This is a genomic window from Lysobacter sp. KIS68-7 (assembly GCF_021284745.1).
Classification (GTDB): Bacteria; Pseudomonadota; Gammaproteobacteria; order Xanthomonadales; family Xanthomonadaceae; genus Noviluteimonas.
In genome coordinates this window covers 2,963,960-2,980,995 of sequence record NZ_CP089925.1, presented here as the reverse complement: position 1 = coordinate 2,980,995, position 17,036 = coordinate 2,963,960, and the positions used below count along the sequence as shown (strand labels likewise).

The following is a 17,036-nucleotide window of genomic DNA, read 5'->3' as shown; positions in this document are numbered from 1 at the left end:
ATGGGGGCGTTTGCGGAAGATGGCGGCCTGTCCAAGAGGAGTCCGCCATGGCGACCGCGAAGAAGAAAGCTGCTCCCGGGAAAAAGAAGTCCAGCGGCGGCAAGAAGCCGAACATCCTGGTGATCTGGGGCGACGACATCGGCATCGCCAACCTCAGCTGTTACACGCACGGGCTGATGGGCTACCACACGCCGAACATCGATCGCATCGCGCATGAAGGCATGATGTTCACCGACTCCTACGGCGAGCAGAGCTGCACCGCGGGGCGTTCGTCGTTCATCACCGGGCAGAGCGTGCATCGCACGGGCCTGTCGAAGGTGGGCATCCCGGGCGCGCCGCAAGGCATGGTCGATTCGATCGTCACCATCGCCTCGCTGCTGAAGGACCAGGGCTACACCACCGGGCAATTCGGCAAGAACCACTTGGGCGACCTCAACAAGCACCTGCCCACGGTGCATGGCTTCGACGAATTCTTCGGCAACCTCTATCACCTCAACGCCGAGGAAGAGCCGGAGATGTACGGCTATCCGAAGGATCCGAGGTTCCGCGAGAAGTTCGGGCCGCGCGGCGTGATCCACAGCTGGGCGGCCACCAAGGACGATGCGACCACGCATCCGCGCTGGGGCCGCGTGGGCAAGCAGAAGATCGAGGACACCGGTCCGCTGACGACCAAGCGCATGCTGAACTGCGACGACGAATTCGTCGCCGCGGCGACCGACTTCATCAAGCGCGCCGACAAGTCCGGCACGCCGTTCTTCGCGTGGGTCAACACCACGCACATGCACTTCATCACGCACACCAAGCCCAAGAGCCTGGGCCAGGCGGGCGACCACCAGTCGCCGTACCACGACACGATGGTGGACCACGACCGCAATGTCGGCCAGCTGCTCGACCTGCTCGACGACATGGGCCTGGCCGAAGACACCATCGTCATCTATTCCACCGACAACGGTCCGCACATGAACAGCTGGCCGGACGCGGGCATGACGCCGTTCCGCAGCGAGAAGAACACCAACTGGGAAGGCGCGTTCCGCATTCCGGAAATGATCCGCTGGCCCGGCCGCATTCCCGCTAGCGTGGTGTCCAACGAAATCATCCAGCACCACGATTGGTTGCCGACGCTGCTTGCCGCCGCGGGCGACACCACCTGCATGGACCGCCTGAAGAAGGGCACCACCGTCAACGGGCGCAAGTACAAGAACCACATCGACGGCTTCAACTTCCTGCCGTACCTCACGGGTCAAACCGATGAGGGCCCGCGCAAATGGTTCTTCTATTTCAGCGACGACGGCGACGTGCTCGGCATCCGCTGGACCAACTGGAAGATCTGCTTCATGGAGCAGCGCTGCCGCGGCACCATGCAGGTGTGGGCGGAGCCGTTCACCAAGTTGCGCATGCCCAAGATGTTCAACCTGCGCACGGACCCGTACGAACGCGCGGACCAGACCTCCAACGTGTACTGGGACTGGGTGATCCACAACGCGTTCTGGATCTATGGTGCGCAGGCGGCCGCCGCGCAGTTCCTCGATACGTTCGCCGAGTTCCCGCCGGCGCAGACGCCGGGCTCCTTCGACCTGGGCCAGGCGGTGGCGCAGATGAAGACGCTCCCGCACGGGTCGTCGTAACGGGCTTCAGCCCTCCGGCATCGACTTCGCGCGTTCCAGGTTCGCCTGCCACTGCGCGAGTCGATCGCCGCGGCCTTCGCACAGCAGTACGACCAGGCGGTCGAGCAGGTGCTGCACGCCCGCCTGGTACAGCAGCGGCTCGATGTAGGCGCGCTCGTCGTGCGCGGAGACCAGCAGCGAGACGTCTGCGTGCGCGCGCAGGGGGTTGGACGTGTGGCGCGTCACGCTCACCACCTTGCCCTGGCGCTCGCGCATCGCACGCGCCTGCCCGCACAACGCGGACTGGCGACCGTGCTCGGAGATCGCGAGCAGCACGTCGCCCACGCGCGCGGAGGCGATGCTCGCGCTGAGATGGGGCAGGTCGAAATGGTGCACGGCGACGATGCCCAGCATCGCCAAGCGCTGCGCGAAGGCGCGCGCCACGGGGCCGTCTTCGCCGGTGCCGATCAGCAACACCTTGTTGGCGCGATCGAACAGCGAGGCGACATAGTCCAGCACCGCCGGTGGATTGATGGTGCGCGTTTCCGCTTCGGCGTCGGTCTTGCAGCGCCACAGGTCGCCGGAGCGCACATCGGGCGCGTCGTCCGCATCGGCCTTCGCCGCGGCGGCGACCTCGGGCACCGCGGCTTCGGCGATCGAATACTTCAGGTCCGGATAACCGCGATAACCGAGCTTCTGGCTGAACTTCACCACGCTCGACTGGCTGATGCCCAGCGCGGCGGCCAGCTGCTGCGAGGAGTAGTCGCGCATCAGCTGGGCGTTGTCGAGGATGAAGTCGGCGATGCGGCGCTCGATCGCCGACATCTGCTCGCGCTCCGCGCGGATCCGCAGCAAGGGTGCCGTCACGCGGCGAGCGGCTCCAGACCGCGGATATTGCGGATGCCCAGGCCCGGTGCATCGGGGATGGAGATCTCCGACTCGTTGAAGTTCACGCCGCCTTCGACTGGGTTGAACTGCGAGAGGGACGGGCCGTCCAGGTCGACCTTGGTGATCGCATCGGCCTTGGCCACCGCCAGGTGCACCGCCGCGGCCACGCTGATGCTGGACTCGAGCATGCAGCCGATCATGCAGTCCACGCCGTGCAGCGAGGCGATGTCCGCGATCTTGATGGCATTGGACAAGCCGCCGGTCTTCATCAGCTTGATGTTGATGATGTCGGCCGCGCGCATGCGGATCAGCTCGATCACCTGCGCGGGGCCGAACACGCTTTCGTCCGCCATGATCGGCGTGGTCACGCGCTCGGTGACGTAGCGCATGCCTTCCAGGTCGTTGGCCTTCACCGGTTGTTCGACGAGTTCGAGCTGGATGCCGGCGTCCTCGAGCGCGCGGATGGCGTGCACGGCCTGCTTCGCGGTCCAGCCCTGGTTGGCATCGAGGCGGAGCAGGGCGCGGTCGGCCACCGCGGCGTGGATCGCCTTGGTGCGCTCGATGTCCACGCCGATTTCCTTGCCGACCTTGATCTTCAGCGAATCGAAGCCGCGATCCACCGCGGAGATCGAATCGGCCACCATCTTGTCGATGGTGTCCACGCTGATGGTGATGTCGGTGGTGATCACCGGGTCGCCGCCGCCGAGCACCTTGTAGAGCGGCGCGTCGAAGAGCTGGCCGAACAGGTCGTACAGCGCGATCTCCACTGCGGCCTTGGCGCTGGTGTTCTTCTCCATCGCCGACTGCACGAGGCGCGTGTTGCGGTTGAGGTCGGCGATCTCGCGGCCGATCAGGCGCGGCGCGATGTGGAAGCGGATCGCATCGATGATGGACCCGTGCGTGTCGCCGGTGATTACGGCGGTCGCCGGCGCTTCGCCGTAGCCGACGTGCCCGGTATCGGTATGCACCATCACGACCACGTCCTCGACCTGCGACACGCTGCGCAACGCCGTCTTGAACGGCGTCTTCAGCGGCACGCGGAGCATGGCGAACTCGATGCGGGTGATCTTCATTCGGCGGAGGTCCTGTGGTCCTTGGACGATCAGTGCGCGACGCGGACGATGGTGGTCATGCGATCCACGTAACGGTGGGTCGGGTCGTACATCAGCGGGAGCAGCGGGGTGACCGAGACGGCGTTGAGGTGCATCGAATGCAGCTTGCCGTCGGCGCCGAGGAAGCTGCCGCCGTTGGTGTCGTGGATGACGTAGGGCTGCCCGTCGATGGTGCCGATCATCATCATCACGTGGCCGGGGATATAGACGAGATCGCCCACGCGCAGGCGCGAAACGGCGGCGTCGCGCTCGGCACGCGTGCTCGTGTCGGTGAAGGGCGTGCGCTGCAGCACGGGGCTGCGGGCCTGGTCGCCGGTGTTGCGCGGCATCAGCAGGCCAAGGCTCGCATAGACCTCCGACACGAAGCCGCTGCAATCGCGTGCGTCGTAATCGTGGCCCCAGCCGTAGCGCTCGCCGAGGAACTTGAAGGCCTGGCGCAGGATGTTGGCCTGCGTGACCGGCAGCGGCGACGCGGCCGTGTCCGCGTTCTTCTGCACCAGCGCGGGCGCGATGCGCAGCGTGCCGTCGTCGTTGCGCAAGGGCAGTTGCACCGCGTACGAGGTGTAGGGGTGTTGTCCGTTCACCGGCGTGTCGCCCGGGACGTCGGCGATCGGCAGGCGCGTGCCCATGTCGAGCGGAAGTTCGGAGGCCTGCGGCAATTCGGGCGTGTAGACCGTGCGCACTTTCGGCGCGGTGACCAGTCGATACGGCGTGGCGGCGGCGTATGCGAGCACGGTGTCGCGAGGGCCTTCGGCGATGCGCTTGCGTTCGATCCACGCGCGATAGCGCTTGCTCACGACGAACGCCCACTGGCCGTCGCGGCTTTCATGCACGATCGCCACCGGCATGCCCGGGAAGAGCGCGCTTTCCTGGAAGCGGTCGATGTCGGTGTCGTCGTTGTCGGTGAACGCGCGCAGGTTCGACGGGAAGGTGCGCAGCGAGGCGCGTTCGGTCACCAGCGCATAGCGCGGCGTGATCGCGTCCGGCACCGCGGCCAGGTTCGCGTCGGCGACGAGGCCGTCGAGCGTGGCGGCGGGAATCTCCTTTCCCTTGTCGTCGTACAACGTGCGTGTGGGACGCGAGGAGAGATCGGCGATCCATTCGCTCGCCTGCGCTTTCGTGACCGAAGCGGGCAGGGTGGCGAGATCGTGGATGGTCGGGTCGTCGGCGAGCATGCGTGCATTCGCCGCGTCGACGCCTTTCGCATCCAGCAGCACGCGGTCGGCTTCCGGGCCGAGGCGCTTGATCCAGAACGCAGGATCCAGTTGCGCATCTGTGACACCGGGCACCGCGAGCAGCGAAGGCGACGGCGCGGTCGACGACTTGTCCAATGCGAACGCGGGCGTGGCGATCGCCAGCGCCAATCCCATCGCAAGCAAGGACTTCATGAACTTCGTTTGCATGGCAAACCTCATGCGTGGCTCAGGGCGCAAGCGACGACAGCACCGACGCCATCAACAATCCAAAACCGGTCCCGAGGATATAACCCAGCAGGGCGAGCAGAATCCCCACCGGCACCAGCGCCGGCGAATACGCCGCGGCCAGCACGGGCGTTGCGGCCACGCCGCCGACATGCGCGAGCGAGGAGATGCCGCACAGGTGCAGGTCGAAACGGAAGGCCTTCGCCATCAGCGCGAGCAGGATCGCGTGGATCGCGAGGATGCTCAGGCCGCAGGCGATGTACCAGGGCGCCGAGGCGATGCCCGCGAAGTTGCTCTGCGAGGCGAGGATCGCGACGACGAAGATCAGCAAGCCGCTGGCGATGCGGCTGGCGCCGGGGAATTTCGCGATCGGCGTGTGCGCGACGATCAGCCCGGCCACGGTCGCGAAGATGATCGTCCAGGACGTGCCCGACATGTACATCGAGTTGGGCATCAGGCCGGCCAGTGCGCGCGAGCCCGTGCCCGCGGCGAGCGCCATGCCGAGCCACAGCAAGACAGCGTCCGGCGTGATCGGCCCGGTGGCGGTCGGCACCGAGGCGACGATGTCGCCGCTCTCCTTCGCCTTCGTCCAGCGATTGAACGCAGGCGCCAAGCGCGCGATCGAGAACAGCACCGCCACCCACACCGAATAGCAGAGCGCATCGGTGAGCAGCGCCATCGCGAGCGCGTTGTCCGACATGCCCACCGCTTCCTTCACCGCCACCAGGTTGGCCGACCCGCCGACCCAGCTGCCGCTCAGCGCCGCCAGCGGTTCCCAGCCTGTTTCCGGCAACACGTTGCGGAACATCAGGTAGGTGGTGGTGAACGCGACGAACAGGCACAGCGTGGTGCTGAAGAACACAGCCAGCACGCGGGGCCCGAGCGCGAAGATCGCGCGCAGGTCGCAGTTGATCATCAGCAGGAAGAGCATCGCGGGAATGACCTGTGCGATGAGCATCTTCTGCACGGCCTGGATGTCGCCCTCGATGTGCCACAGGCCCGACACCGACAGGGCGGTGACCGTCAGGTAGACCATGACGATGGGCGGCATCACGGAGAACACGCGCCACCCGAAGCGGCGTTCCAGCATGGGGAACGTGCCCGCGATGAGGAGCATCAGCGCCAGATACGGCCAGACCGTGTGGATCATCCCGTCCCCATGCCCCGGCCCCGGGTCGGGGCGTGGTCGGAATATATATTCATCGCTCGTCGGCAGGGAAGAATAATTTATTGACCGATTGTGATGGGCATGTTACACAGCGCCTCGCACCGCCTTTCAGAAGGTCGTTTGCGCTTGGACAAGGTCGCCGCCCGCCGGTTGATGTCCCCATTGCCCGCGATTTGCATCGCGGCATGCCTCGCCTTCGCCGCCGCGTGGGCGGCAGAGCTTCCCGGCCAGGCGCCCGCCGACATCGTCTCCCTGATCGACGCCGGTCACTTCAAGGAAGCCGACGCGCGCATCGATGCGGCCCTGAAGGCCACGACGCTCAGCCCCGCCGATCGCGATGCGCTGCTCTTCCAGAAGGAGCGCATGCGCCGCATCCACCTGGATTTCCCCCTGACGGAAGCCGAGGTGCGCGCCAAGCTGAAGGAGAACATCCCCGACCTGCGCGAAGACGAATTCGCGCAGTGGGATCGCAGCCTGCTCGAACACCTGACGATCGATGGCGACAAGCGCTATTTCAATCGGTCCGTGGGCAACCTCTGGCGCCTGAGTCCGGAAGCCGTCGCGCGCCGCGCCAAGCCGCCGGTGTTCCGCGACAGCCCGCTGGAATCGCTGCATCCGCACCACACGCAGGCCCATGACGCGGCGATCGCGACCGGCAAGGCCGGCGTGCTGCCGCAGCGTTTCCGCATCACGCAATCGCTGACCGTCAACGCCGATGCGGTACCGGCCGGCGAGACGATCCGCGCCTGGATCCCGTATCCGCGCGAGATCGCCGGGCAGCAGGACGAAGTGAAGTTCGTCTCGAGCACGCCCGCCAATGCGCAGGTCGCGCCCGCGACGACGATGCAGCGCACCGCCTACATGGAAGGCAAGGCCGTCGCGGGCAAGCCGACGAAGTTCGACGTCACCTACGAGGTCACGATCTCGGCGCAGTCGCATCCGATCGACGCCGACGAGGTCGTGCCGCTCACCGACGCGCAGCGCACCGAGCTCGCGCCGTTCCTGTCCGAGCGCGCCCCGCACGTGGTGTTCACCGACGACCTGCGTGCACTCTCGCGCGCCACCGTCGGCGATGAAAAGAACCCGTATCGCATCGCGCAGAAGCTCTTCGCCCTGGTCGACGACAAGTTCCCGTGGGCCGGCGCGCGCGAGTACTCCACGCTCTCCAACATCAGCGACTACACGCTGCACGCGCACCACGGCGACTGCGGCCAGCAGACGCTGTTACTCATCACGTTGCTGCGATTGAACGGCATCCCCGCGCGCTGGCAGTCGGGGATGATGTTCTCGCCCACCGATTACTGGAACCTGCACGACTGGGGCCAGGTGTACCTCGCCCCCTACGGCTGGATGCCGATGGACGTGACGTTCGGCAAGCTCGAAGGCGATCCGAAGACCGAGTGGTTCTACCTCGGTGGACTGGATGGCTATCGCGTCGCCTTCAACGACGACTACAGCCAGCCGTTCGTGCCCGCCAAGACGTTCTTCCGCTCCGAAACCGTCGACTCGCAGCGCGGGGAAGTCGAATGGAAGGGCGGGAACCTGTACTTCGATCAGTTCGACTACGACTTCGAATGGCACCTGGTGCCGGCTCATTAACGGGGAGAGGCAATGAAGAGCAGGGCGTTGCACCGTAGTTCTCTGTGGCTCGCGCTGGCCGTGGTCCTGGCCGCACCGATTCCGGCTGCATTCGCGGCCAACACCGACGGCACGCTCATCGGCCACGTCGCCGCCGGCGCCGAAGTCACGGTGCGCAACCCGGAAACGGGCTACGTGCGCACGGTGACGGCGGATGCCGACGGCAACTACCGCTTCCCCTTCCTGGCGGTCGGCACATACACGGTGTCGGCGAGCAAGGGCGGTGCCGCACTCGGCACGGCGAAGACGGTGTACGTCAGCCTGGGCAACACGCTCTCCGTCGATCTCGGCGAAACGGCGGGCCCGGCCCAGCTCGAAACGGTCGAGGTCATCGGCGCCAACGTCGTGTCCCCGATCGACCTGACGTCCACCGAGTCGGCCACCAACATCACCTTCGAAGAACTGCAGCGCCTGCCGGTGGAGCGCAATGCGCTCGCGGTGGCGATGCTGGCGCCGGGCGTGGTGCGCGGCGAATTCGGCGGCGTGTCCTTCGGCGGTTCGTCGGTCGCGGAAAACGCCGTGTACATCAACGGCCTGAACGTCACCGACTTCTACAACCGCGTCGGCTTCTCGTCCGTGCCGTTCTCCTTCTTCCAGGAGTTCCAGGTCAAGACCGGCGGCTACTCGGTGGAGTTCGGCCGCACCACCGGTGGCGTCATCAACGCCGTGACCAAGTCGGGTACGAACGACTTCAAGTACGGCGCCGAGCTGGTGTGGGAGCCGAGCTGGCTGCAGTCCACGCAGCACGACAACCCGGGCCGCGTCTCGCGCTACGACCAATACGACAGCGCCAGCCTCAACGTGTATGCGTCCGGTCCGCTGATCAAGGACAAGCTGTTCTTCTTCGGCATGTATGAAGCGCGGAGCTACCAGCCGCAGAACACCGACGACGGCAACTCCAACTTCTTCGACGGCGACTCGAACAACGCCTTCTGGGGCGCGAAGCTGGACTGGCAGATCACTGCCGACAACCTGGTCGAGTTCCTGGCCTTCTCCGACAGCGACGACCTCACCACCGACAGCTTCAACGTCGGGGCCGACGGTTCGCGCACCTACGAGAACACGACGTTCAACGAATCCGGCGGCAAGAACTGGGCGTTGTCCTACACCGGTTACTTCACCGATACCTTCTCGATGAAGGCGATGTACGGCTCGAACACGCGCAACGCGAACGTGCACAGCCTCACCGACGATTCGTGCACGCTGGTGCAGGACCGCCGCGTCAGCTCCGACTTCATCGGTTGTACGTCGAACACGTCGGTGATCGCGCGCAGCGACGAACGCAAGGCCGCGCGCCTGGACTTCGAATGGCAGCTGGACGGGCACCTGCTGCGCTTCGGCTACGACCACGAGCAGAACACCAGCGACTACAACAGCCACTACCCGGGTCCGGGCCTGCGCTACGAGGTCAACAACATCCCGGGCAGCGGCCGCGTCAACGGCACGCCGGTCCCGGCGGGCGCCACGGCCTACGTCCGCACCCGCGAGGTGCGCAACAACGGCACCTTCGAGACCACCAACTCGGCGTACTACCTCGAGGACAACTGGCAGGTCACCGACCAGCTGATGCTCAACCTCGGCGTCCGCGTGGAAGGCTTCGACAACAAGGACGGGCAGGGCAACAGCTACATCAAGATGGACAACATGATCGCGCCGCGCTTCGGCTTCTCCTTCGATCCGAAGGGCGATGCGTCGATGAAGATCTTCGGCAACGTCGGCCGCTACTTCCTGCCGGTGGCGAACGTCATCAACATCAAGCAGGCCGGTCCGTTCCTCGATCGCCGCACGTTCTATGTGTTCGAAGGCTTCGGGCCGGACAACATCCCGATCCTCGGCGAGCAGATCGGCCCGGTCGATGTGTCGCAGGGCGACGGCAGCGTGCCGGACGTGCGCGGCGAAGTCGACGCGGACATGGATCCCGTCTACCAGGACGAGCTGATCCTGGGCTTCCAGCAGCAACTAACGCCGAGCTGGTCGTGGGGCGTGCGCGGCATCCACCGCAAGCTGCACAACGCCATCGACGACATGGAGATCACCTGGAACGGCTACTGCGAAACGGATTTCTTCGCGATGGCCAACCCGGGCAAGGAGCTGACGGTCTACGGCGACACGGACTGCGACGGCACCAACGACAGCTGGATCAACATCGACACGAACAAGACCGGCTGGGTGAAGTACGACGAGGACGGCAACATCCTCGGCATCGTCGGCTGGGACAAGCCGCGCCGCTCCTACAGCGCCCTGGAATTCGAGTTGGACCGCGCCTGGGACAACAAGTGGGCGTTCAACGCGTCCTACACGTTGGCCTACAGCAAGGGCAACGCCGAAGGTCCGGTCAACTCCGACACGAACTTCTCCGACAGCGGCCGCACCGAAGCCTTCGACAATCCGTGGGTGAACTACAACGCCTTCGGTTACCTGCCGAACGATCGACGCCACCAGGTGAAGTTGCGCGGCACCTACGCGTTCAACGACAACTGGCAGGTCGGTGCGACGCTCGATGCGCGTTCGGGTCGTCCGATCAGCGCGTTCGGCGCCGCCAATCCGTTCGACAGCACGGAGTTCCACAGCCAGTACGTGTGCATCGCGAACTGCGATGCGCCCAACGCCCAGCGCGTGTACCAGTTGCATGAGCGCGGCACCTACGGCCGACTGCCGTGGACCTTCGACCTCGGCACGAACCTCACCTACCTGAAGACCTTCGGCAACGCGGAGCTTCGCGTGAAGTTCGCGATCTACAACCTCCTGAACCAGCAGAGGGTGACCGAGGTGATCGAGGACCTGGAATCGGAAGACCAGATCGGCACGCCGAATCCGTTCTTCCTGCAAGGCACGGGATACCAGCAGGCCCGGTATGGGCAACTCACGGTGTCGCTGGATTTCTGAGCAACGGTGCGGTACCCCTCTTGTGGGCGGCCTCCGCGGCCGCCCCTTTTTTTGGAGGAGCGATTCGATGAAACGAGTCCTGGCGTTCGCGGTGGCGTGGTGCGTGGCGGGGCTGGCGCATGCGGCCGCGCCTGCGACGAATGCCACCTACGACAAGGTGGTCGACGACATCGTCGCGCAGTACCACCTGCCGGGGCTCGCCGTCGGCGTGGTCCGGGACGGGCAGGTGGTCTACACGCGCACGGTCGGTGACCTGGAAGCCGGCAAGGACGGGAAGATCTCCTCGCGCTCGATCTTCAAGATCGCATCGAACAGCAAGGCGATGACCGCCAGTGTGCTCGCGCGCCTGGTGGAGCAGGGCAAGCTGCGCTGGGACGATCCGGTCATCAAGTACCTGCCGGATTTCCGGATGAACGATCCCTGGGTCACGCGCGAGATGCGCGTGCGCGACCTGCTGATCCACAACAGCGGCCTGCCCGAAGGCGGCGGCGATTTGATGTTGTGGCCAGAGCCGAACAACTTCACGCGCGAGGACATCGTGCACGGGCTGGCGTACATCAAGCCGGCCTATGGCTTCCGCGCGGGGTATGCCTACGACAACCTGTTGTATGTCGTCGCCGGTGAAGTCGCCGCGGCAGCGGGTGGCGCGCCGTACGAAACGCTCGTCAAGCGCGAGATCTTCGATCCGCTCGGCATGACGCATTGCCGCGTCGGCGCGTTCGATCGCAGCGCGGCGGGCGAAGTGGCGCAGCCGCACGTGCAGGTGGACGGGCGTTACGTGCCGGGCAACGTCGATCCGCCGCAGGTGCCGGCGATCGCCTCCGCGCCCGCGGGCGGCATCCGCTGCAGCCTGGACGACATGCTGGTGTGGATGCGCAACTGGCTCGTGCCGGATGCGAAGCAGCTGGCGTGGCTGTCGGAAGACCAGCGTCGCGAAATGCAGACGCCGCGCACGATCATGCCCTTGTCCGCGCGGCGCAAGCGCTGGGACAACGCGCATGTGTATGCGTACGGCTATGGCTTCCGCATGGCGGACGTCGACGGGCAATGGACGGTCTCGCACACCGGCACGCTGTCGGGCATGTATTCGATGATGGCGATGCTGCCTGATCGAAAGAGCGGGTTCGTCTTCATGATCAACGCCGATGCGGACGATGCGCGCACGGTGCTTGGCGAAGTGTTGATGAAGGAATTCACGTCGCCGGAATCGCAACCGACGGTGGCGAAGTACGCCGGCCTGCTGGCCGCCGAGTCGGCGCCGTCGTCAACGTCCGCGCAGAAGCCGGCCGCCGCGGCGCCCACGCAACCACGCGTCGCGCTCGCGCCGCCGTTCGATGCCGCGCGCATGGGCACCTGGAAGGACCCGTGGTTCGGCACCGTGCGGCTGTGCCCGGACGGCGGGCGCCTGCGCTTCGCATCGGAGAAGTCGCCGAAGATGCTGGGCACGCTGGTGCGCGTGGGCGAGCACTGGCTCGTGGACTGGGATGACGACCTCGTCGACATGGAAGCCTGGCTCGATTTCGACGGCGGCCACATGCGCATGCGCAAGACCGATCCGGAAGGCGATTTCAGCTCAGATTACGAGGACCTGGATTTCGCGCGGACGGGGGACTGTCCGGGTTAAGCTCCGGGCATGCGCGCCCACACGCTCCAGCGCATCCTGGCCCTGGTGTTCCTCGTGCTCGGCGCGTGGTGCCTGTTGCAACCGCGCATGGTGGAGTCGCTCGCCATCCGGCCGGAACACCAGGTGCTCAACGCGACCTCTGCGGTGTTCATCGCCTGCTTCGGTGCGCAGGCGATGCTGTGCGGCGTGCTGATCTGGTTCGCGAAGTTCACGCCGAAGACCTTCCTCGCCTTCGGCCTGCTCGGGTCGATCCCGTTCTTCGCGTTCAACATGTACTTCTACTTCGTGGTGCCGATCTTCACGCGCTGGATGCTGCTCGACTTCGTCGGCAACCTCGTGATCCTTGCCTGCGGGATCTGGGGATGGCGGCTCGCCCGGCGCGAAGGCTTCCACCTGCACTAGGCGAGCCGCTTCCCGCGGCCGCTATTGCTCGAACGCGATCCGATCCAGCTCCGCCGAACGCGCCAGGGCGAGCACGCGCGTCACCACGCCGTAGTCCGCATCGCCGCTGGCCTTGATGACCAGGGTGGGCGGATGCGCGGGATCACGCTGCGCTTCCACCGCCATCAGGGCCTGCAATGCGCTGTAAGGCTGCACGGCGCCGTTCCAGGTGATCGATCCGTCGGCCTGGATGCCGAGCTTGATCTTGTCGTTGACGGTGGGCGGGTTGGGGTTCGGGCGGGGCAGGTCGAACTGCACGGCACGGCTCAGCGTGGGCGCGGCCACCATGAAAATGATGAGCAGGACCAGCATGACGTCGACGAGCGGGGTGATGTTGATGTCCGCGAAGGCGCGGTCCCGGGGCGCGGAAGCGAATGCGTGTGTCGCCATGCCTGATCTCCCTGACCGGGGGCAGGACGCCCCCTGCGGCCTTCACGCTACGCCAGCTTCCTGAATCCGGCAACGGGGGCATCGCGCCCCGGAATCAGTGGTCAGGCCCCTCGGATTTCACGCATCCCCAACACATTCCACTGTCGCTTGCGCGTGAAAGTTTGCGCACTTCAGGTGGCTTAACGAACGGATCACACTCGCTAAATCGCACGAAAATCGCATTCAGGAACATCAAACTGAACAATAAGTTCGGCGCAATCCGCAGTTTTGCGATTTCGCGCTTTCCAAGCTTCACGTGTCCTCTACATTTGCCCTCGCTCCGGGGCACACCGGCGAATCATCTGGTCATAGAGGTCACAACATCATGTTGAACACGAACGTCGGCCGTCGCGCCTTCATCAAGAACTCCGCCCTGGTCGCGGTGCCCCTGTTTATCGGTGGCGTTGCCATGCCGGCCTTCGCGCTCACCACCCCGCCGTCGCGTGCCCGTGGCACCACGGTCCGCAACGTCAAGAACTACGGCGCCATCGGCGACGGCGTGCACGACGATACGGCCGCCATCCAGGCCGCCATCAACTCGCTCCCGACCGCGGGCGGCATCGTGCAGATCCCGGCCGGCACCTACATGATCGACACCAACAAGAAGATCAACCTGCGCAGCTCGATGCTGCTGCAGATGGATCCGAATGCGATCCTGAAGGCGAAGACCAACAACCTGATCCGCAACTACATCCTCTACATCAACGACAAGTCCGACGTCGAAATCGCCGGCGGCCAGCTGGTCGGCGACCGCGACACGCACGTCTATTCGGGCACGAGCACCCACGAGTGGGGCCACGGCATCCAGTGCCTCGGCGGCAAGCGCGTCACGATCCGCGACCTGCGCGTGTCCAAGTGCACGGGTGACGGCGTGTGCGTCGGCGGCGCGGCCAGCGACGTCGTCATCGCCAACATCATCTCCACGCAGAACCGTCGCCAGGGCCTGTCGATCACCAACTGCACCAACGTCAAGGTGTACGACTCCGAGTTCAGCTTCACGCAGGGCACGGCGCCGGAGTGCGGCATCGACATCGAGCCGGATGCGGGCTACACCTGCTCGAACATCCTGATCCAGAACTGCCGCATGAACGACAACAAGAAGTACGGCGTCAACATCTGGCAGCGCACGAGCGCGATCACCATCACCGGCTGCACGCTGGAGAAGAATGGTTCGCTCGGCCTGGGCACCAACGGCACGTCCAACCTGACGGTCACCAACAACACCTTCCGCCTGAACTCGGCGACGGGCGTTGTCTACAACACCGGCACCAACGGCGTGAACCACAGCAACAACCTGTCGTACCAGAACTACACGCGCCTCGGCGCCAAGACGCGCACGCCGTTCACGCAGACCGGCTGGACGTCGAAGATCGAGCGCGACGTCCTGATCCGCGGCGGCGCCATCGCCACGATCGGTACGAACAAGTTCCAGTAAGACTGTCTGCCCTCGTCGGCAAACAAGAAGGCCCCCGGGAAACCGGGGGCCTTTTTTCATGCGCGGTGCGCGCGCGTCAGTGGGTCGGCACCATCAGGTGCTGGTAGGGCGTGCCTGCCCACATGACGTAGGGCATCGACGTATCCGGATCCGGGCTCTTCGGATACTGGTCGTAGAACGCGGGTTCGGCACCGACCACCATCACGTGCGGTCCGGTCTTGATCCAGTGGTTCTCCTTCGTCGGCGCCTTCGCATACGGATCGGTGTTGCTCGCATCCGTGCCGCCTTCGAGCATGTACGCCAGGCCGACCTTGCCGGCGGTCGGGTCCTTCTTCGACATCCACGCGCCGGCCCAGTCCATCGCCGCGGCATCCACGCACATCGGATCGGGGCCGGGCGTCTCGGGGTTGTCGGCCATGCAGGTGAAGCCGTTGCTGCCTTCGCGCACGGTGCGCATCTGGCCCTTGTCGTCGAAGGCGACGATCTTCGCGCCGGCGGAGACCTTGGCGGGGGCCGCGCGCATCGCGCTGTCGATGATCGATTTGTCGGAGGCTGGCGCGGCGGCCGCCGCGTGCTTCTCCTTCGCGCTCGCGAGTTCGGGCACCAATGCGGCGCCGAGCGCCGCGACGAGCAATAACGTACGAGTCATGGAACACCTCGGCAGGACAGGCCTGGCAGGGAGGGGAGGGCCGCGTCGTGCATGCAGTGCGGACACACACGCCAACGCGGGTGGAACGACTGTGCGGCCGCCGCTTATCGGTTCGCCACCGACTCTGCAGTAATCAGCCCACGATTGGACAAGCGCCGATTGGGATACAGCGCAAGCGAACGTTCGAACGCGGCTTTCGCGAGCGCACGTTCGTTGCGCGCAAGGTAGAGCTGCCCGAGCAATTCCTCCGAAGGCAGCGTGGGGCCGGGCGTCACCGCATGCTTGGGCGTGGAGGCTTCGATGGCCGCCGCGGCCTGCAGCTTTTCGATCGCGGGACCGTCGTGGCCGTTGGCGCGCGCGATGGCGGATTCCAGTTGCAGTTGCAGCACGTGGATGTTGCGTTCGAACAGCGATTCGTTCGCCGCCTGCATCTTGCGGCGCAGTTCCATCATGCGATCCAGCGCCGCCAGCGCGTCGTCGTGGTGGCCCGTGTGCGCTGCGCCCATGCCGTGCGCGAACTGCGAGATCGCTTCGGGCCATGCGTACTTGTCCCATTCCACCCACACGGGCGTGCGCGGCTTCAGTGCTGCGGCGCCGGCCCAGTCCTGCGTTTCCAGCGGAATGCGCGCCTGCACCGACGCGAAATGGAAGGCGGTCTTGAACGAAGGCTGCAGGTGTTGCGTGGCGAGCAGGCGGTCGCGTTGCTTCTTCGCGTTGGCGATGTCGCCCTGTTGCAGGTACGCGTAGACCAGGTATTCGATCGCGTGGGGGAACTCGTCCCACACGTATTCGCCATGGTCGCCGGCCGGGTAGCGCAGCGCGGCATCGGCGGCGCGCAGGTTGCCGCGCACCACGCCTGCCCAGTCGCCCTGGCGCGTATAGACGTGCGTGGGCATGTGCAGGGCGTGCGGGTTGTCGGGTGCGTGTTGTTCGTAGGCACGCACGATGTCGGGCGATTCGTGCTCCCGGCCCGGCACGTCGTCGGCGTGCACCATGTAGTGCATCGCGCCGGGATGGTCGGGATGCGCCTTCAGCACGGGCGCCAGGAGCGCGGCAGCGCGATCGGCGTTGTCGCGCGTCGCGCGGTCCTGCGGCGTGGTGGCGAGCAGGGCCAGGGCTTCGAACGTAGTGGCATCGACGTCGTTCGGAAACGCTTCGTGCGCACGCTCCGTCGCATCGGCCCAGCGGTGGATGCGCGCCCAGTAGTCTTCGGAGGGCGGATCCTGGAAGAAGGCCGCCGTCGCATCGATGAACAGTTGTTCGCGCTGATCCCGCGAGCCGATGTCTCGCGCCTTCTGCACCTCGCTCCAGCCGAGCTTGCGGTCATCGAGGTCGGGCCGCGTCGGCCAGAGCGGCTGGAACAGCGTCATCGCCACGCCCCAATGGGCCATGGCGCACTTCGGGTCGCGCTCGGCGATCGCGCGGAAGGCCGCGCGCGCCTGCGGGTAGGTCATGTGGTGGAGCAGGGCGAGCGCGCCGTCGAAGTCGCTGCGCACAGCCGGCGCGCAATGCACGCCGAAGTCGACGCCGCCGGGCGCATGGGTTGCCGCGGCATGCGGGTCGCCGGCGCCGGCCTGGCAGGCCACGACCGCCCACAGCGCGCCCACGGCCGCTGCCTTCCGGACCCTCGCGATCGGCTCCATCGCGCCTCCGATGCCATTCCATCCGATGGAGCTACGGTACGCCCCTGCAAACGTATGCACGGCCGTCGTCACCGCCATGGCGGCCGCATCGGTTTAGG

General features: G+C 65.8%; 13 protein-coding genes. 6 read left to right on the top strand and 7 right to left on the bottom strand.

The features are described from left to right. Nucleotides 1–47: 47 nt before the first annotated feature. Nucleotides 48–1,625 (top strand): arylsulfatase, encoded by a 1,578-nt coding sequence (locus LVB87_RS14305; RefSeq protein WP_232898625.1) that lies wholly within the window; start codon nucleotides 48–50, stop codon nucleotides 1,623–1,625. Between the two features lie 6 nt (nucleotides 1,626–1,631). Here the strand turns inward: LVB87_RS14305 and LVB87_RS14300 are convergent, their stop codons facing one another. Genes LVB87_RS14300 through LVB87_RS14285 form a run of 4 tightly spaced genes read right to left on the bottom strand, consistent with a single transcriptional unit; the run spans nucleotide 1,632 to nucleotide 6,175 of the window. Next, nucleotides 1,632–2,471 carry a MurR/RpiR family transcriptional regulator gene (locus LVB87_RS14300; protein ID WP_232898624.1) on the bottom strand — a complete coding sequence of 280 codons (840 nt, stop codon included), beginning with the start codon at nucleotides 2,469–2,471 and terminating at the stop codon, nucleotides 1,632–1,634. Next, nucleotides 2,468–3,565 carry a dipeptide epimerase gene (locus tag LVB87_RS14295; RefSeq protein WP_232898623.1) on the bottom strand — a complete coding sequence of 366 codons (1,098 nt, stop codon included), beginning with the start codon at nucleotides 3,563–3,565 and terminating at the stop codon, nucleotides 2,468–2,470. Before LVB87_RS14295 ends, LVB87_RS14300 begins: the two co-directional genes overlap by 4 nt. Nucleotides 3,566–3,594: 29 nt before the next feature. Further along, nucleotides 3,595–5,007 carry an SH3 domain-containing protein gene (locus tag LVB87_RS14290; protein ID WP_232898622.1) on the bottom strand — a complete coding sequence of 471 codons (1,413 nt, stop codon included), beginning with the start codon at nucleotides 5,005–5,007 and terminating at the stop codon, nucleotides 3,595–3,597. A 19-nt stretch (nucleotides 5,008–5,026) separates the two neighbouring features. Then, nucleotides 5,027–6,175 (bottom strand): DUF819 family protein, encoded by a 1,149-nt coding sequence (locus LVB87_RS14285; RefSeq protein WP_232898621.1) that lies wholly within the window; start codon nucleotides 6,173–6,175, stop codon nucleotides 5,027–5,029. A 171-nt stretch (nucleotides 6,176–6,346) separates the two neighbouring features. On the opposite strand from LVB87_RS14285, the gene LVB87_RS14280 reads away from it, so the two are divergent. The 4 genes from LVB87_RS14280 to LVB87_RS14265 all read left to right on the top strand — a co-directional run bounded on the left by LVB87_RS14280 (nucleotide 6,347) and on the right by LVB87_RS14265 (nucleotide 12,743). Continuing rightward, nucleotides 6,347–7,792 (top strand): transglutaminase-like domain-containing protein, encoded by a 1,446-nt coding sequence (locus tag LVB87_RS14280; RefSeq protein ID WP_232898620.1) that lies wholly within the window; start codon nucleotides 6,347–6,349, stop codon nucleotides 7,790–7,792. Nucleotides 7,793–7,804: 12 nt separating this feature from the next. Further along, nucleotides 7,805–10,717 carry a TonB-dependent receptor gene (locus LVB87_RS14275; RefSeq protein WP_232898619.1) on the top strand — a complete coding sequence of 971 codons (2,913 nt, stop codon included), beginning with the start codon at nucleotides 7,805–7,807 and terminating at the stop codon, nucleotides 10,715–10,717. 67 nt (nucleotides 10,718–10,784) lie between these two features. Continuing rightward, a complete protein-coding gene (locus tag LVB87_RS14270) occupies nucleotides 10,785–12,341 on the top strand; it encodes a serine hydrolase domain-containing protein (protein ID WP_232898618.1) in 1,557 nt (518 codons plus the stop codon). A 9-nt stretch (nucleotides 12,342–12,350) separates the two neighbouring features. Then, nucleotides 12,351–12,743, top strand: coding sequence for a hypothetical protein (locus tag LVB87_RS14265; RefSeq protein WP_232898617.1), 393 nt, complete (start codon nucleotides 12,351–12,353; stop codon nucleotides 12,741–12,743). Nucleotides 12,744–12,764: 21 nt separating this feature from the next. Here the strand turns inward: LVB87_RS14265 and LVB87_RS14260 are convergent, their stop codons facing one another. Further along, nucleotides 12,765–13,172: a biopolymer transporter ExbD gene (locus LVB87_RS14260; protein ID WP_232898616.1), complete on the bottom strand. Its 408-nt coding sequence runs from the start codon at nucleotides 13,170–13,172 to the stop codon at nucleotides 12,765–12,767. A gap of 364 nt (nucleotides 13,173–13,536) precedes the next feature. Here LVB87_RS14260 and LVB87_RS14255 point away from each other — a divergent pair, with 364 nt between their 5' ends. Further along, nucleotides 13,537–14,646 carry a right-handed parallel beta-helix repeat-containing protein gene (locus tag LVB87_RS14255; protein ID WP_232898615.1) on the top strand — a complete coding sequence of 370 codons (1,110 nt, stop codon included), beginning with the start codon at nucleotides 13,537–13,539 and terminating at the stop codon, nucleotides 14,644–14,646. Nucleotides 14,647–14,722: 76 nt separating this feature from the next. On the opposite strand, the gene LVB87_RS14250 is transcribed toward LVB87_RS14255, so the two are convergent. Together LVB87_RS14250 and LVB87_RS14245 are read right to left on the bottom strand one after the other, a co-directional pair. Next, nucleotides 14,723–15,295: a hypothetical protein gene (locus LVB87_RS14250; RefSeq protein ID WP_232898614.1), complete on the bottom strand. Its 573-nt coding sequence runs from the start codon at nucleotides 15,293–15,295 to the stop codon at nucleotides 14,723–14,725. A 104-nt stretch (nucleotides 15,296–15,399) separates the two neighbouring features. Continuing rightward, the gene (locus tag LVB87_RS14245) at nucleotides 15,400–16,902 is read right to left on the bottom strand and encodes a hypothetical protein (protein ID WP_232898613.1); all 1,503 of its coding nucleotides are present in this window, start codon (nucleotides 16,900–16,902) and stop codon (nucleotides 15,400–15,402) included. Nucleotides 16,903–17,036 lie beyond the last annotated feature (134 nt).

Excerpts from the sequence above, each read along its gene's own strand:
- LVB87_RS14305 (WP_232898625.1), top strand. The coding sequence starts at position 48 with ATGGCGACCGCGAAGAAGAAAGCTGCTCCCGGGAAAAAGAAGTCCAGC.
- LVB87_RS14295 (WP_232898623.1), bottom strand. The coding sequence starts at position 3,565 with ATGAAGATCACCCGCATCGAGTTCGCCATGCTCCGCGTGCCGCTGAAG.
- LVB87_RS14290 (WP_232898622.1), bottom strand. The coding sequence starts at position 5,007 with ATGCAAACGAAGTTCATGAAGTCCTTGCTTGCGATGGGATTGGCGCTG.
- LVB87_RS14285 (WP_232898621.1), bottom strand. The coding sequence starts at position 6,175 with ATGATCCACACGGTCTGGCCGTATCTGGCGCTGATGCTCCTCATCGCG.
- LVB87_RS14280 (WP_232898620.1), top strand. The coding sequence starts at position 6,347 with ATGTCCCCATTGCCCGCGATTTGCATCGCGGCATGCCTCGCCTTCGCC.
- LVB87_RS14275 (WP_232898619.1), top strand. The coding sequence starts at position 7,805 with ATGAAGAGCAGGGCGTTGCACCGTAGTTCTCTGTGGCTCGCGCTGGCC.
- LVB87_RS14270 (WP_232898618.1), top strand. The coding sequence starts at position 10,785 with ATGAAACGAGTCCTGGCGTTCGCGGTGGCGTGGTGCGTGGCGGGGCTG.
- LVB87_RS14265 (WP_232898617.1), top strand. The coding sequence starts at position 12,351 with ATGCGCGCCCACACGCTCCAGCGCATCCTGGCCCTGGTGTTCCTCGTG.
- LVB87_RS14260 (WP_232898616.1), bottom strand. The coding sequence starts at position 13,172 with ATGGCGACACACGCATTCGCTTCCGCGCCCCGGGACCGCGCCTTCGCG.
- LVB87_RS14255 (WP_232898615.1), top strand. The coding sequence starts at position 13,537 with ATGTTGAACACGAACGTCGGCCGTCGCGCCTTCATCAAGAACTCCGCC.
- LVB87_RS14250 (WP_232898614.1), bottom strand. The coding sequence starts at position 15,295 with ATGACTCGTACGTTATTGCTCGTCGCGGCGCTCGGCGCCGCATTGGTG.